The sequence below is a fragment of the Streptomyces griseoaurantiacus genome, from assembly GCF_036189845.1.
GTDB lineage: Bacteria > Actinomycetota > Actinomycetes > Streptomycetales > Streptomycetaceae > Streptomyces > Streptomyces griseoaurantiacus.
Map to the genome: position 1 here is coordinate 7273071 of NZ_CP108326.1, position 14835 is coordinate 7287905.

14 protein-coding genes are annotated in these 14835 nt (G+C 73.4%); 5 read left to right on the forward strand and 9 right to left on the reverse strand.

The window, feature by feature from the left end; genetic code table 11:
* Window positions 1-76 precede the first annotated feature (76 nt).
* From OHB09_RS31940 to OHB09_RS31950, 3 genes are read left to right on the forward strand one after another with little or no spacing between them, the layout of a single operon-like run.
* The gene (locus OHB09_RS31940) at window positions 77-892 is read left to right on the forward strand and encodes an STM4013/SEN3800 family hydrolase (protein ID WP_328918141.1); all 816 of its coding nucleotides are present in this window, start codon (window positions 77-79) and stop codon (window positions 890-892) included.
* The gene (locus OHB09_RS31945; protein WP_328922936.1) at window positions 889-2262 is read left to right on the forward strand and encodes an STM4012 family radical SAM protein; all 1374 of its coding nucleotides are present in this window, start codon (window positions 889-891) and stop codon (window positions 2260-2262) included. Before OHB09_RS31940 ends, OHB09_RS31945 begins: the two co-directional genes overlap by 4 nt.
* 10 nt (window positions 2263-2272) lie before the next feature.
* Complete coding sequence (locus OHB09_RS31950; RefSeq protein ID WP_191891278.1) at window positions 2273-3187, forward strand: STM4011 family radical SAM protein; 915 nt, start codon at window positions 2273-2275, stop codon at window positions 3185-3187.
* A gap of 68 nt (window positions 3188-3255) precedes the next feature.
* On the opposite strand, the gene OHB09_RS31955 is transcribed toward OHB09_RS31950, so the two are convergent.
* From OHB09_RS31955 to htpG, 6 genes are all read right to left on the reverse strand, one after another.
* Complete coding sequence (locus OHB09_RS31955; RefSeq protein ID WP_234528381.1) at window positions 3256-4434, reverse strand: zinc-dependent alcohol dehydrogenase; 1179 nt, start codon at window positions 4432-4434, stop codon at window positions 3256-3258.
* Window positions 4431-5348, reverse strand: coding sequence for an SRPBCC family protein (locus tag OHB09_RS31960; protein WP_328922937.1), 918 nt, complete (start codon window positions 5346-5348; stop codon window positions 4431-4433). Before OHB09_RS31960 ends, OHB09_RS31955 begins: the two co-directional genes overlap by 4 nt.
* 124 nt (window positions 5349-5472) lie before the next feature.
* Window positions 5473-6273 carry a Rieske 2Fe-2S domain-containing protein gene (locus OHB09_RS31965; protein ID WP_234528379.1) on the reverse strand — a complete coding sequence of 267 codons (801 nt, stop codon included), beginning with the start codon at window positions 6271-6273 and terminating at the stop codon, window positions 5473-5475.
* Window positions 6230-7315: a cytochrome c oxidase assembly protein gene (locus OHB09_RS31970; RefSeq protein WP_328922938.1), complete on the reverse strand. Its 1086-nt coding sequence runs from the start codon at window positions 7313-7315 to the stop codon at window positions 6230-6232. Before OHB09_RS31970 ends, OHB09_RS31965 begins: the two co-directional genes overlap by 44 nt.
* Window positions 7312-7806, reverse strand: a complete 495-nt coding sequence (locus OHB09_RS31975) for a DUF2243 domain-containing protein (protein WP_328922939.1) — start codon at window positions 7804-7806, stop codon at window positions 7312-7314. The genes OHB09_RS31970 and OHB09_RS31975 overlap by 4 nt, the downstream gene beginning before the upstream one ends.
* A gap of 230 nt (window positions 7807-8036) precedes the next feature.
* Window positions 8037-9962 carry a molecular chaperone HtpG gene (gene htpG / locus OHB09_RS31980; protein ID WP_234525855.1) on the reverse strand — a complete coding sequence of 642 codons (1926 nt, stop codon included), beginning with the start codon at window positions 9960-9962 and terminating at the stop codon, window positions 8037-8039.
* Between the two features lie 485 nt (window positions 9963-10447).
* Between htpG and OHB09_RS31985 the strand changes: the two genes are divergently transcribed.
* The gene (locus OHB09_RS31985; RefSeq protein WP_006140208.1) at window positions 10448-10855 is read left to right on the forward strand and encodes a pyridoxamine 5'-phosphate oxidase family protein; all 408 of its coding nucleotides are present in this window, start codon (window positions 10448-10450) and stop codon (window positions 10853-10855) included.
* Between the two features lie 36 nt (window positions 10856-10891).
* On the opposite strand, the gene OHB09_RS31990 is transcribed toward OHB09_RS31985, so the two are convergent.
* Complete coding sequence (locus OHB09_RS31990) at window positions 10892-11263, reverse strand: MerR family transcriptional regulator (protein ID WP_006140209.1); 372 nt, start codon at window positions 11261-11263, stop codon at window positions 10892-10894.
* Window positions 11264-11429: 166 nt separating this feature from the next.
* Here OHB09_RS31990 and OHB09_RS31995 point away from each other — a divergent pair, with 166 nt between their 5' ends.
* On the forward strand, window positions 11430-12434 hold the full coding sequence (locus tag OHB09_RS31995; RefSeq protein ID WP_309486417.1) for an alpha/beta hydrolase family protein: 1005 nt from the start codon (window positions 11430-11432) through the stop codon (window positions 12432-12434).
* Window positions 12435-12480: 46 nt separating this feature from the next.
* Here OHB09_RS31995 and OHB09_RS32000 read toward each other — a convergent pair whose 3' ends face one another.
* Entirely contained in the window at window positions 12481-13785 is a 1305-nt protein-coding gene (locus tag OHB09_RS32000; protein WP_309486418.1) for a GDSL-type esterase/lipase family protein, read from the reverse strand.
* 217 nt (window positions 13786-14002) lie between these two features.
* Window positions 14003-14824, reverse strand: a complete 822-nt coding sequence (locus OHB09_RS32005; protein ID WP_040895139.1) for a MerR family transcriptional regulator — start codon at window positions 14822-14824, stop codon at window positions 14003-14005.
* Window positions 14825-14835 lie beyond the last annotated feature (11 nt).

Consider the following 14835-nt stretch of genomic DNA (forward strand, 5'->3'; position numbering starts at 1 on the left):
CATGGACCAGTCCACCACACCGGGCCCACCGGGCCCACCGGCCACACCCGTTCCGCCCGGCACACCGTCTCCCGACATGAACGCGATCGTCGGCGATCACGACATCCTGCTGGTCACCCTCGACACCCTGCGCCACGACGTGGCCGTCGAACTGGCCGAACAGGGCCGGTTGCCGAACCTCGCCCGTCACCTCCCCGACGGCCGATGGGAGGAGCGGCACGCGCCCGGCAGCTTCACCTACGCCTCCCACCAGGCCATCTTCGCGGGCTTCCTGCCCACCCCGGCCGGACCCGGCCCGCACCCGCGCCTGTTCGCGGCGAGCTTCGCCGGCAGCGAGAGCACCGCGCCCGGCACCTTCGTCTACGACACCCCCGACCTCGTCTCCGGACTGGCCGGGCAGGGCTTCCGCACGGTGTGCATCGGCGGCGTCGGCTTCTTCAACGGACAGGGCCCGCTCGGCTCCGTCCTCCCCGGTCTCTTCCAGGAGTCGCACTGGGAACCGGAGTTCGGCGTCACCTCGCCCCACTCCTTCGAGCACCAGATCGACCGGGCGGAACAAGTGATCGCCGGACTCCCGGCCGAGCAGCGGCTGTTCCTCTTCGTCAACGTCTCCGCGCTGCACCAGCCCAACTGGTTCCATCTGCCCGGCGCCACGCGGGAGGCCGGAGACACCCGGCAGACCCACGCCGCCGCCCTGGAGTACGTCGACCGGCACATCGGCCGCCTGTTCGCGGCCGCCGCATCCCGCCGCCGCTGCTTCGCCATCGTCTGCTCCGACCACGGCACCGCCTACGGCGACGACGGCTACACCGGTCACCGCCTCGGCCACGAGTGCGTGTGGACCGTCCCCTACGCCCACTTCTTCCTCGAACCCGCCGAGGCCCACCGATGACCACAGCCCCCGCCACCACGGCGACCACACCCTCCGCCGCCGAGGCGGCCGGCCCCTACCAGCACTACGTCTACGCCTACCCCCACAAGAGCGCCTACCGACGGCTGCCCGAGCGGCCCACCCTGACCTCCCTCTGGGCGGCGGAGGACAAGAGCGCCCTCTCCCTCTACCTGCACATCCCCTTCTGCGAGGTGCGCTGCGGCTTCTGCAACCTCTTCACCCGCATCGGCGCCCCCGAAGGGCTCACCGGCGCCTACCTGGACGCACTCGAACGGCAGGCGAGCGCGGTGCGCGAGGCCCTCGGTGAGGGCGAGGACATCCGGTTCGCCACCGCCGCGTTCGGCGGCGGGACACCCACCTTCCTGACCGCGCCCGAACTGGAACGACTGTGCGACATCGCAGAGTCGCGCATGGGCGCCCGACTGGACGCGATCCCGCTCTCCGTCGAGGCGTCCCCCGCCACGGCCACCGCCGACCGGCTCGCCGTCCTCGCCGACCGGGGCGCCACCCGGCTCAGCCTCGGCGTGCAGAGCTTCGTCGAGGCCGAGGCCCGCGCCGCCGTACGCCCCCAGCGGCGCGCCGACGTCGAGGCGGCGCTCGCCCGGATCCGCGAGGCCCGCATACCGGTGCTCAACATCGACCTGATCTACGGCATCGACGGCCAGACCGAGGAGACCTGGCTCCACTCCCTGGACGCCGCCCTCGCCTGGGCCCCCGAGGAGCTGTACCTCTACCCGCTCTACGTCCGCCCCCTCACCGGCCTCGACCGTCACCGTGCCGCCTCCGGACCCGCCCGCGACCCGGCCTGGGACGCCCAGCGGCTGCGCCTGTACCGCGCCGGCCGCGACCACCTGCTCGCCCGCGGCTACACCCAGCAGTCCATGCGGATGTTCCGCCGCGCGGACGCCCCGCCGCAGGGCGCCGACGACTACGCCTGCCAGACCGACGGCATGATCGGCCTGGGCTGCGGCGCCCGCTCCTACACCTCGGCCCTGCACTACTCCTTCGACTACGCCGTCGGAATGCACGCCATCCGCGGCATCATCGACGACTACGTCGCCACCGAGGACTTCACCCGCGCCGAGGTCGGCCACCGGATGGACGCCGACGAGGCCCGCCGCCGGCACCTGCTGCAGTCCCTGCTCCAGGCGGAGGGACTCGCGGAGAGCGACTACCAGGCCCGGTTCGGACAGGCACCCGCCGAGGACTTCGGCAGCGCACTGGACGTGCTCGCCGACCGCGGCTGGCTGGCGGCCGCCGACGGCCGGCTGCGCCTCACCCCGGAAGGGCTGGCCCACTCCGACGCCGTCGGGCCGCTGCTGTTCTCCCCGGCCGTGCGCGCCGCCATGGCCGCCTACGAGAGGAAGTGACCGGCCGCCCATGGACCTGACCGTCCTGTACCGGGGGCCGCTCGCCTCCTGCGACTACGACTGCCCCTACTGCCCGTTCGCCAAGCGCCGCGACTCCACCGAGCAACTCCGCGCCGACCGGGCCGCCCTGGAACGCTTCGCGCACTGGGCCGCCGGGCAGACGGACGACCGCCTGTCCCTGCTGTTCACCCCGTGGGGGGAGGGGCTGGTCCGTTCCTGGTACCGGCGCACCCTCGCGGAGCTGTCGCACCTGCCGCACATCCGCCGCGTCGCCATCCAGACCAACCTCAGCTGCCGCACCGACTGGCTGGCCGAGGCCGAACCCGACACCCTCGCCCTGTGGTGCACGTACCACCCGGGCCAGACCCCCTACGACCGCTTCCTCGGCAAGTGCCGCGAACTGGCCGAGCGCGGCGTGCGGTTCAGCGTCGGCATCGTCGGCCTGCCCGAGCACCTGGAGGCGGCCCGCAGGCTCAGGACCGAACTGCCCGAGCACGTCTACCTGTGGATCAACGCGGCCGAGGGCCACACCTACACCGACGCGGAGGCCGAGGTGTGGACGGCCCTGGACCCGCTCTTCCCCTACAGCCGCCACCCGCACGCGAGCGCCGGACTGCCCTGCCGCACCGGCGAGTCGGTGATCTCCGTCGACGGCGAGGGCACCGTCCGCCGCTGCCATTTCGTGCCCGCCGAACTCGGCAACCTCTACGACGGTTCCTACCGCGCCGCCCTGCGGCCCCGCCCCTGCCCACTCGCCGTCTGCGACTGCCACATCGGCTATGTGCACCTGGAGACACTGCCGCTGTACGACGTCTTCGCGGGTGGCGTCCTGGAGCGCGTCCCGGCGGCGGTCCCGCCGGAACCGGCCCGGCGTCCGGCGCCCATCGCACTCGCACTCGCCCGCCCGGGCGGGAGCCGCCCCTAGGCGAGCCTTCCCTGAGCGGGCGGGCGGATGGCCGGGCGGGCGTGGGGCTGCCTGCGGAACCGGGCGGGTCAGCGGGTGCTCAGGACGATCTTCTCGCAGTCCTCCCGCTTGTGCTTGAACAGCTCGTAGCCCGCCGGTGCCTCGGACAGCGGCATCCGGTGGGTGATGATCCTGGTGGGATCGATCTCCCCGCGCTCGATCCGCTCCAGCAGCGGCTTCATGTACCGCTGCACGTGGCACTGGCCTGCCCGCAGCGTCAGCGAGCGGTTCATCCACGAACCCACGGGGAACTTGTCGACGAATCCGCCGTAGACACCCACGACGGACACCACACCACCGCTGCGGCAGGACGTGATCGCCTGCCGCAGCGCGTGCGGCCGGTCGGTCTCGGCGCGGACCGCCTGCTTCGCCCGGTCGTAGAGCGCGACGTGCGGGGCGCCGTGCGTGGCCTCGAGACCGACCGCGTCGATGCACTTGTCGGGACCGCGCCCGCCGGTCATGTCCAGCAGGGCGGAACGGACGTCCGTGTCCTCGAAGTCGATGGTCTCGTACCCCTGCGCCGCCGCCATCTCCAGCCGGTACGGCTCCCTGTCGATCGCGATCACCTTCGCCGCGCCCAGCATGCGCGCGCTGTCCATGGCGAACTGACCCACCGCGCCCGCGCCCCACACCGCGACGACATCACCGTCCCCGATGTCGCACATCTCCGCCGCCATGTATCCGGTGGGCAGCACGTCCGACAGGAAGAGCACCTGCTCGTCGTCCAGGTCGGACTCCACCACCAGCGGGTTGACGTCGGCGAAGGGCACCCGCGCGTACTCGGCCTGACCGCCCGCGAAACCACCCGTGAGATGGGAGTAGCCGTAGATGCCGGCGGTGGGGTGACCGAACATCTTCTCGGCCATCCCGGCGTTGGGGTTGCTGTTCTCGCAGCACGAGTACAGGCGTGCCCGGCAGGCGGCACAGGCCCCGCAGGCGATGGGGAACGGCACCACGACCCGGTCCCCGACCCGTATCTTCGAACGGTCGACCCCGGCACCCACCTCGACGACCTCGCCCATGAACTCGTGGCCGAGGATGTCCCCCTTCTGCATGCCGGGCACGTACCCGTCCACGAGGTGCAGGTCGGAACCGCAGATCGCGGTGGAGGTGATCCGCACGACGGCGTCCCGGCCGTTGAGGATCGACGGGTCCGGGACGTCCTCCACGGACACCGAGTCGGGGCCCATCCAGCAGGTGGCCTTCACGACAGCGTCTCCTTCAGTTCCTTGGGGGTGAGGGGGCGGGCGGGGTGCTGGGGGAACTCGCCGCGGGCCCGCTTGCCCGCGGGGGCGCCCTTGGAACGGACGACCTCCCCCGTCTCCACGGCCTGTTTGAAGCGCCGCAGGTCGTCGTCGAGCTGCTGTGAGGGTTCCTCGCCGAAGTAGCGGGCGACCGCGCGGCCCAGCGCGCCGGCGGGCACCGCGTAGCGCAGGGTCACGCGCACCTCCGTGCCGCTTCCGCCGGGGGCGGGGGAGAAGCGCACCTCGCCGCCGTTGTCGACGTCGGCGCCGTCCAGCGAACGCCAGACCAGCAGGCTGCCGGGCACATCCTCGGTGACCTCGGCGTCCCATTCCACCGTCCGGCCGAAGGGGGCACTCGCCCGCCAGTGACTGGTGCTCTCCCCGGTCCGGCGCACCTCCTCCAGGTGCGCCATGAACGTGGGGAGCCCCTCCAGGCGCCGCCAGAAGGCGTAGGTCTCCTCGGGGGAGGTGCTCACGGTCGTCGTGGCCGTCAGCGTCGTCTCCGACCCCCTGCCGGTGCGGGTGACGGCCGCGTAGACGTCCACGGCGGTCAGCGCGGCGACCGCGGCCGTGGCGAGCGCCGTCCGGCCGAGGCCCCGCCCGTCGTGGCGGCGCAGGGCGCGGGTCAGGAGGGTCAGGTCCACGATGTCGCCGCCGACCCTGCCCCACAGCCAGACGGGGTGCGGACGGGCCAGCAGCCCGCCCGCCGCCGCCAGTTCGCGGACGCCGACGGCGAGGGTGGCCGTGCGCTGCCGGGGGCCGGCGGTCACGCCGATGCCCCGGGCCACGTCGGCGGGCCTGGCCACCTGGGGGACGCCCAGGGCCGCGCTGGCGAGGCCAAGGCCGCGCACGAGCGGGTCGCGGCGGAGGGTCTTCATGGTGTCTGCTCCTCATGTCGGTAGGGCGCTGTGGGGCCACGGAGAAATGTCGGTACATCGGTACGTCAGTACGTCAGTACGTCGGCACCTCGGCACCTCGGTGCGGCCCGTTTCAGGGGTGCGGTCAGGCGCGGTCGGTCGGCTCCAGTCGCAGCCGGGCCTCGACCCGGCCGTCCACGACCCGGGTCTCGAAGGCGGGCTGGGGCGCGGTGGCGGGGCCCTCCACGTTCCAGCCGTCGCTGAGCCGGAAGAGGCTCCCGTGCCACGGGCAGCGCAGGCATCCGTCCTCCACGGTCCCCTCGGACAGCGGTCCGGCCATGTGGCTGCACCGCTCGGCCAGGACCCACACGGTGTCGTCCTCCGCGCGCACCGCGACGACGGCGATGTCGTCGATGTCGCGCCGCACGGGCCGGCCCAGCGGCAGGTCGTCCAGCTCGGCCAGCGGATGCCAGCCGGGCCGGACCAGATGGGGCACGTGCTCGGCGTGGTTGGCGCCGGAGGCCTGGCGGTAGGCGAGGTGCCCGCCCAGCGCGCCGCCCACCCCCACCGCCCCGAGACCGGCCAGGCCGAGCGTGCGGCCCAGCGCCTCACGGCCGCGGAGGCGTGCGGTGAGCGAGCCCGCGTAGAGGCCGATCCCCGCGACGTTCGCGGCCGCGTGCACCAGGCCCACGCGCATCTGCTCGCGGTGCAGCTCGGCCCAGTCGACCCAGCCCGCGAGGGCCGCGGGGAGGGCGGCACCGAGCCCGGTGGCGATCAGGGTGCGTGCCGCCCGGCGCTGGCCGGGAAACAGGTCGAGCACGGCGGCCGACAGCCAGCTGCCCACCGGGACCTGCACCAGCAGGGGGTGCACGGGATGGCCCAGCCACCGCCCGTGCAGGGCGTCACGGGCCCGCCCCAGGGGCAGCGCCCGGACCGCCTGCTGCACCTGTGCGAGCAGCCGGTCGGCCCCGGTGAACCGTTCGATCCGGTCCGTGGCCGCCAGAACGCGGCCGGGGCCCTTGGCGTCGGGCAGTGCCCGGCTCATCTTCGCGCCTGCCCGGCGCGGGAATGCGCTGTTGGTCATGGGAGGCGAGTAGCCGGAAAAGAGCGGAACAACCCGGCACAACCCGTCGGCCCGCGACACGGCCGGTCCGGACGCCTTCCCGGGGCGCGCTCGCGCCGGGGAAGGCCGTCTCCCGCCGGGCGGCCCGGCGCCGGGCGCGGCCGGTCCGCGCGTACCAGTCGGCGGCCAGGAGCGAGGCGAGCGCGAGCTCGGCGAGATCGCCGCCGTAGTACATCCACTGGGCGCCGCGCCGCAGGTCGGCCGTCGCGAAGGCGGTGCCGGGCGGGGGAGTGGCGTAGAGCGTCCTGGCGAGTACGGCGTGGGCCGCCCCGGCGGCGAGCAGGGCGCCGCCCCGCCAGGCGAGGCTCCACCGGTGGCGGACCGGTTCGAGGGAGCAGACGGCGAAGGCGAGGAGCAGTCCGGAGACCAGGACGTGGAGGTGCACGGCCGCGTCGAGCAGGGGCCGGCCGGCGGAGCGGGAGAGCAGGGGCGTGCGGTACAGCAGCCAGAGACCGCCCACGTCCAGTGCCGCCGCCATCGGTGGGAACAGCAGCAGGGCCGCGGGGCGGGAGCCCAGCACCGCCCGCAGCGCCCGCCGCGGGGGCCCGGCCGGCAGGGTGCGCAGGACGAGGGTGACCGGGCGGGCTGCGGCCAGCACGGGCGGAACGGCCATGGCGAACACGAGGTGGCGGATCATGTGCACGGTGAAGGGCCCGCCCGGCGGGGTTCCGGCCGCCGCGCCGGCCAGGGCGGCGCAGCCCGCGGCGAACAGGGCGTCCCGGTGGCGCGGCCAGCCGTCACCCCGTCGGCGCAACCGCGCCGCGGCCGCGAGGTAGCCGGCGGCGGAGAGCGCGGCGCCGAGGACGAGCACGGCCCCGAAGAGGCCCGTGCCGTGTCCGCCGCCAGGCGTGTGGGCGGAGATCACACCACCGCCCGCCCGCCCGGCGCGCGCCCGCGGGCGCGGACGGCGAGGGCGGCACCGAGGAGGAACAGCGCGGCTCCGGCGCCGTTCCACGCCCAGTCGTAGCCGGTCACGTCGACGCCGTAACGGATCTGGTGCACCCGCAGCAGCTTGTGGTCGACGATCCCGTCGAACAGCTGGAAGCCGCCCAGGCCCAGGAACAGCCCGGCCCAGGCGTGGGCGGGAGCGAGGGCGCGGCGGCGCCGCAGGTCGGCGAAGAGGAAGAACCCGGCGACCAGCCCGAGCAGCTCGGCGGTGTGCAGCAGCCCGTCGGACAGCAGTCCGACGCCGGAGGTGGAGCGGTCGTAGAAGTGGTGCCAGTGCAGGAGCTGGTGGAACCCGATCTCGTCGACGGCGGCCATCGCCGCGGCCCCGAGCAGCGCGCACACCGCCAGCGAGCGCTCGGGCCGGGGGAGGGGCCCGGCGGGCGGGGGCGGAACCGGTCGGCTGCTCATCGCGCTGTACCTCCTGAAGTGCGGCGGAGTGCGGGGGAAGTGCGGGGTGCGATACGGATACCCGCACGCACCGCCGCACGCCCCCGCGCCACCCGCACGCCCCCGCGCCACCCGCACGCCCCCGCGCCACCGGCACGCGTCCGTGCTGTCCGCACGCTCCCGCGCCACCGGCCCGGCCTCGCGGCTACCCGCCCGGGTAGCCCCGCCCGCTCACCCGTCCTCCCATAGGATCAGAGCGTGGCCGCGAGACGGTCGGCCACCGTCCTGACGAACCGTCCTGGCTCCTCCGGACGACCGCCCTCGGCGAGCACGGCCAGGGTGTGGAGCAGCTCGGCGGTCTCCACCAGACCGCTGCGGTCCTCACGCTCCCCGTACGCCCGGTTCAGCGCGCTCACCAGGGGGTGGCCGGCGTTGAGTTCGAGGATGCGCTTCGCCTTCGGCACCTCCTGGCCCATCGCGCGGTACATGTTCTCCAGCGCGGGCGACAGGTCGTCCGTGTCGGAGACGACACACGCCGGGGAAGTGGTGAGCCGCGAGGACAGCCGGACGTCCTTGACCTCCTCGCTCAGCCGCTCCTTCATCCAGCCGAGCAGGTCCGCGTACTCCTCGCCCTGCTTCTCGCGCTCCTCCTCGCCCTTCTCGTCCGGGACGGCCTCGACCTCGCCCTTGGCGACGGAGCGCAGCTTCCTGCCCTCGAACTCGCCGACGGTGTCGACCCACACCTCGTCGACGGGATCGGTGAGCAGCAGCACCTCGATGTCGCGGGCGCGCAGCGCCTCCATGTGCGGGGAGCTCTCGATGCTCTGCCGAGACTCGCCGGTCATGTAGTAAATGGCGTCCTGGCCGTCCCTCATCCGCTCCACGTACTCGTGGAGGGTGGTCGGCTCCTCGCCGTGCGTGCTGGCGAGGGTGGTGACGGCGAGGATCGCGTCCCGGCTGTCGGGGTCGGTGACCAGGCCCTCCTTCACCGCCGTGCCGAACTCCCGCCAGAACGTGGCGAACCGCTCCGGCTCACGGTTCTTCATGTCCTTCAGCGAGGACAGCACCTTCTTGGTGAGCCGCCGCTGGATCATGCGGATGTGCCGGTCCTGCTGCAGGATCTCCCGCGAGACGTTGAGCGAGAGGTCCTGCGCGTCCACGACGCCCTTGACGAACCGCAGGAAGGACGGCAGCAGCGCCTCGCAGTCGTCCATGATCAGGACGCGCTTCACGTACAGCTGCAGTCCGTGCCGGTAGCCGCGCGTGAACAGGTCGTGCGGGGCGTGCTCGGGGAGGAACAGCAGCGCCTGGTACTCGAACGTGCCCTCCGCCTGGAACCGGATGGTCTCCAGCGGGGGACGCCAGTCGTGCCCGATGTGCTTGTACAGCTCGTGGTACTCGTCCTCGGACACCTCGTCACGCGGCCGCGCCCACAGGGCCTTCATGGAGTTCAGCGTCTCGGGCGCGGGCTCGGCCCCGTCGTCCCCCTCGCCGTCCCCGGGCGTCTTCTCCCCGGCCATGCGGATGGGCCAGGTGATGAAGTCGGAGTACCGCTTGACGATCTCGCGGATCGTGTACGGGGAGGTGTAGTCGTGGAGCTGGTCCTCGGGGTCGGCCGGCTTCAGGTGCAGGGTGACGGCGGTTCCCTGCGGAGCCTCGTCCACCTTCTCCAGGCTGTACGTGCCCTCGCCGCGCGAACTCCAGCGCGTACCCTGCGACTCGCCGGCCCGGCGGGTCACCACGGTCATCTCGTCGGCGACCATGAAGCCCGAGTAGAAGCCGACGCCGAACTGCCCGATGAGCCCCTCGGTGCCGTCCGTCTCACCGCCGGTCTCCTTCTCCTTGGCCTCGCGCAGCTCCCGCAGGAACTCGGCGGTCCCCGAGTTGGCGATGGTGCCGATGAGCCGTCCGACCTCGTCGTACGACATTCCGATGCCGTTGTCCCGCACGGTGAGCGTGCGGGCCTCCGGGTCGGTCTCGATCTCGATGTGCAGATCGCTGGTGTCGGCGCCGAGGGAGTCGTCACGCAGGGCCTCCAGACGCAGCTTGTCCAGTGCGTCGGAGGCGTTCGAGACGAGTTCGCGCAGGAAGACGTCCTTGTTCGAGTAGACCGAGTGGATCATCAGCTGGAGCAGCTGACGGGCCTCTACCTGGAACTCAAACGTTTCGGCCGGCATGGCTGGCGTTCACCTCACAGGTCTGTTCGCCGGTATGGATCCTGGTCACTTTAAGGGACGCGGCGGGCCCCGCACGCCTCGTACGGGCCGGTCCGCCGCCGAGGCCCCGGCCGGCCCGCCGCCGGTCCGTCCGGGAGTGAGGGAACGCCGCCGCCGCACGCGTGCTAACGAGGCCGGGGAACGCCTGTGAACCAGGCCGGGAAACTCGTGCGAACCGGGCCGGGAAGGGGACACGCGTACGCGGTGTCGTGCGGGGGCGCGGCCATGGGCCCCGTGCCCGTTCTGCTCCGTCATGGGACCAGCCGTCGACTGCCGACGGGCTCCTCCTGGACCCGCGGGTGTGCGCGGCGGGGGCCGTTCAGGCCCCTGGGCGAACGCGAACGCCGGGCTCCCCGGGACGCGCCCGGGGGAGCCCGGCACACTCCGTACGATGTGCGGGTACGGTGTGCCACACCCCCGCCGTGCCGCCCGTACGAGGAGACCACGTGCCTGCCGACATCCCGTCCGCGACCGACGAGGCGTTCTGGCGGGAGCGCCACCTCTGCTTCCTCGTCACCCTGCGCCCCGACGGAACACCGCACCAGGTGCCGGTCGGCGTCACCTACGATCCCGAGGCGCGGATCGCACGGGTCATCAGCAGCGGACGCAGCCGGAAGGTCCGCAACGTGCGCGCCGCCGGCCCCCGCGCGCGGGTCGCCCTCAGCCAGGTGGACGGCGGCCGCTGGTGCACCCTGGAGGGGACGGCCGTCGTCCGTGACGACGCCGAGTCGGTCGCGGAGGCCGTACGCCGGTACGCCGAGCGTTACCGGACCCCGCGGCCGAATCCGGAGCGGGTGGTGATCGAGGTCGCCGTCGACCGGGTGATGGGCAGCGCGAGGCCGCCCGGCTGGTAGCAGACGGCTGGTAGAGGAGTGGCCCGGTCGGGCCGGTCAGGGGCGTGGGCAGGGCCGGCCCGTTCGCCGGCTCTCGGTGGCGAGGGTGATCACCTCGTCCAGTTCGCCCCTGGCGTGCACGAGATCGCCGATCTGCCCGTCGAGGCGCCGCCGTTCGGCCGAGAGCCGCTCCAGCAGCTCCGGCGTGGCCTCGCCGTTCGCCGCGCGCGGCAGCAGCTCCCTGATCGTCCGGCTGGACAGGCCCGCCGCGTACAGCCGCCGGATCAGGCGGACACGGTCGACCGCGTCCTGCGGGTACTGCCGCCGGCCGTTCGGGCCGCGCCACGGGTCGAGCAGCCCCTGCTCCTCGTAGTACCGCAGCGCCCTGACACTGACGCCGGTGAGAGCGGCGAGTTCGCCGATGCGCATCGATTCCTCCGGCCCGGACCGGCGCCCGTGCTTGCTCCTGACGCCGACGTGAGCTTTTAGCGTAGTCCCCGCCGAGCACACCCCCTCGGGGTGGAACGGGCGGGGCCCCGCCCCGTCCGGCGGCTTCCCCTCACGTCTCTCGTACGCCTCTCGACGGAGAACCCCTGTGACCACCACCGGCATGAACACGTCCGCCCTCTCCGCTGTATCCGCTGTGTCGGCCCTCGACGCGCATCTCACGCCCGCCGCCCCCGTCGTCTCGGTCAAGCCGGTGACACTCGACTCGCCCGGCCGGGGGACGGATCTGCGGGTGCGGATCTCCGCGCCGGCCGCCGGAAGCGGGCTCCCGGTCGTCCTCCTCTCGCACGGCCACGGCTCCTCACTGGAGGGCTACGGGCCCCTGGCCGACTTCTGGGCCGCCCACGGCTTCGTGGTGATCCAGCCCACCCACCTCGACTCCCGCACCGTCGGCCTGCCCCAGGACGATCCCCGCACCCCGCGCCTGTGGCGGTTCCGCGTCGAGGACATGAAGCGTGTCCTCGACCACCTCGACGTGCTGGAGGCGGCCGTCCCCGGTCTCGGCGGCCGTCCGGACCGCACCCGTGTCGCCGCGGCCGGGCACTCCTTCGGCGGCCAGACCGTCGGCAACCTCCTCGGACTCCGCGTCCTCGACCCGGTCACCGGACGGGAGGAGGACGACCTGTCCGACGCGCGGATCACCGCCGGCGTCCTGCTCGCCACGGCCGGGCGGGGCGGTGCCGACCTGACCCCGTACGCGGCGGAGACCTTCCCCTTCCTCAACCCGGACTTCGCCCGCATGAGGACACCGGCCCTCGTCGTCGTCGGCGACCGGGACGACTCCCCGCTGTCCCGCCGGGGCCCGGAGTGGATGACCGACGCCTACACCCTGAGCCCGGGCGACAAGAGTCTGCTCACACTGTTCGGTGCCGAGCACTCGCTGGGCGGGATACCCGGCTACGAGGCGCGCGAGACCACGGACGAGAACCCGGAGCACGTCGCTCTGCTCCAGCGGGTGACCTGGGCCTATCTGCGGCACGCCCTCGGCGTCGACGACACGGCCTGGGCGGCGGCACGCGAGGCGCTCTCCGGCGGCGCCGCCGCACCGGCCCGGCTGGAGACCAGGGAGCCGGGCGGGACGCCCGCGGAATGAGGGAGGCGGGCGGGCGGCGCGTGTGCCGCCGCCCGCCCACCGGCGCTCAGTGACGGGCCGAGGACGCGAGCATCGGGAGCGAGACGATGTCGGCCAGGGCCTGCTGGCCCGCGATGTTCGCGTGGATCCCGTCACCGGTGTCGTACGCCGGGGCGATGCTGTTCGGCTTCACCGGGTCCGCCAGCACCCGGTCGAAGGGCAGGACGCCGTCGCAGGTGCCGCCGCAGTCGTTCCACTTGGCGACGAACGTGCCCACGGTGTGCCGGTCGCGGTTGTTCTGGTCGGAGTAGCCCGGCCGGGGGGTGATGGGCGTGACGTACACCTTGATCCCGGCCGCGCGCAGCCGCTGGAAGACCTCCCGGTAACTGGCCAGGATCTGCTCGGCCCCGCAGCCGTCCGCGAGGTCGTTGGTGCCGTAGTAGTAGAGGACGCCGGTGACCCCGTGCAGGGCCAGGACGTCGCGCTCGAGCCGGGAGACCGCGTCCAGGCCGCGCAGGGAGTCGCCGGTGCGCGGGCAGGTCGCCGCGCTGGTGGTGCCGCCGATGCCGGCGTTGGCGAGGGCGAACCGCCGCCCGGCGGGGAGTTCGGCCGTGATCCGCCGGGCCAGGTCGTCCGTCCAGCGCAGGTTCTCGCCCGGACGCTCGCACCCCGCACCGCAGTTGGTCGAACCGGTGCCGTCCACGACCGAACTGCCGAAGGCGACGAGGCTGCCCCTCAGCCGGGGGTTGTGCACGTCGACGGCGCTCACCAGGAGGGTGGACTCCGTCTTCTCCGTGAAGGCGGCACCGCTCGCCTCGGCGGTGTGGTCCCCGGAGCCGGCCGGGCTCAGGTAGTTGGTGCGGAAGGCACTGTCGTGCCGGCCCGCCGGTGCCGAGCCGGACACGGACAGCGACACCGCGACGTCGCCCTGCGCCTCGGTCCGCAGCCGGGTGCCGTCGCTCCACACCTCGCCGTGGGCCGGCACGACGACGCCGTGCCGGCCCCCGAAGGTGAGGGCACGCGGAGTGCCCTCCGTAGCGGCGCTCTTGCCGGTGCTGGGCGCCACCGTGGCCGCGTCCACGGTGAGGGGGGTGTCCCCGAAGGTGTTCTGGATGCGGACGCGGACCGCGTCGCCGCCCTGGCTGAGGTGGGTGATCATCCGTAGGGACTGCTCGCGCAGGGGGGTGGGGGAGAGGCGCTGCTGGGAGGTGGCCCAGGAGGTGAACCAGCCCTGCTTCCCGGTGTGCCGGGCGGGGGCCGTCCCGGCGGAGGTGGCCGCGGTCGTCGCGGACGTGGCGAGCAGGGAGGAGGCCACCGCCAGGACCAGGGCGGCCCCGACGCGTCGGGTGCGGGAGGGGGTGGGGTGCGGCACGCGGGCAGGGAACGGACGCATGGGGGTGCCTTCCGACGTGAGCGGACGGGTGCGGGTCATCTGCACGCGCCCTCCGCCACTCGCGACGCTGCGATGACTCCCGCATCCTAGACACCGCCACCGCCTCCCGAAACAGTGCCGCACACGCCACGGGCCCCGACCCACCGGCCCGAACACGTGGGAATCCGGGAGGAATCGGGGCTCGGACGCGAGCGGGTCAGGCCCGGGTCACCGGTGCCTGCAGCTCCGTCACCCAGGCCTCGCGCTCCGGCGGGCACTCCAGGCTGATCTCCCGGGGGTAGCCCGTCGGCCGGTAGCCGTGGGCGTCGGTCCAGCGGGCCAGGACCTGCGCGGTGGACAGGACGTCGTCCATCGAGCCGCGGTGCACGATGGTCGCCGCCTTGTCCAGCGGCGGCAGGTCGAGGACCCGGAACTCGCCGTCCTGGAGCGGGGCGGAGACCTGGACGGCGGCGTGGACCGTGATCCTCCCCTCGCCGTCCGGGGCGTCCTCGTAGTAGGCCACCCCCGGGCCCGTGGGCGTGACACCCGCCGCCTCCAGGCGCCGGAACAGCTCCTCGTACAGCGGGGTGATGACGGGTCCTATGTCCGCGGGTCCGAAGCCCGCGGCGGTCGAGGTCAGTTCCGCCACCCGAAGGGCGGGGACCTCCTTGAGAACGACATCGTTCGTGGGCATGTGCCCCTCACTCTCGATCGCTCGGAGCCTCGCCTCGACCTGGACGAGCCGGGCCCGCGCGGCGGACACGGCGGTCTCCAGCTCGGCCCGCCGCAGACGCAGCATGCCGCGCAGTTCCTCGGCACCGACCTTCTCGTCCACGATGTCCCGGACCTGCCGGAGGGTGAAGCCGAGGTCCTTCAGCGCGATGATCCGGTTGAGGCGGGCGAGTTGGGCGGCGGTGTAGTGGCGGTAGCCGCTCGCGGGGTCGACATGGGCCGGGCGCAACAGACCGGTCGCGTCGTAGTGACGCAGCATCCGGACCGAGACACGGCCGTGCCGGGCGAAGTCTCCGATGGTGAACATGATGTCTCCGA

Bases quoted from the DNA above. Each gene is read 5' to 3' on its own strand.
- OHB09_RS31990 (WP_006140209.1), bottom strand. From the start codon at position 11,263: ATGCGCATCGGCGAACTCGCCGCTCTCACCGGCGTCAGTGTCAGGGCG.
- OHB09_RS32005 (WP_040895139.1), bottom strand. From the start codon at position 14,824: ATGTTCACCATCGGAGACTTCGCCCGGCACGGCCGTGTCTCGGTCCGG.
- OHB09_RS31960 (WP_328922937.1), bottom strand. From the start codon at position 5,348: ATGAAGACCCTCCGCCGCGACCCGCTCGTGCGCGGCCTTGGCCTCGCC.
- OHB09_RS31950 (WP_191891278.1), top strand. From the start codon at position 2,273: ATGGACCTGACCGTCCTGTACCGGGGGCCGCTCGCCTCCTGCGACTAC.
- htpG (WP_234525855.1), bottom strand. From the start codon at position 9,962: ATGCCGGCCGAAACGTTTGAGTTCCAGGTAGAGGCCCGTCAGCTGCTC.
- OHB09_RS31975 (WP_328922939.1), bottom strand. From the start codon at position 7,806: ATGAGCAGCCGACCGGTTCCGCCCCCGCCCGCCGGGCCCCTCCCCCGG.
- OHB09_RS31945 (WP_328922936.1), top strand. From the start codon at position 889: ATGACCACAGCCCCCGCCACCACGGCGACCACACCCTCCGCCGCCGAG.
- OHB09_RS31940 (WP_328918141.1), top strand. From the start codon at position 77: ATGAACGCGATCGTCGGCGATCACGACATCCTGCTGGTCACCCTCGAC.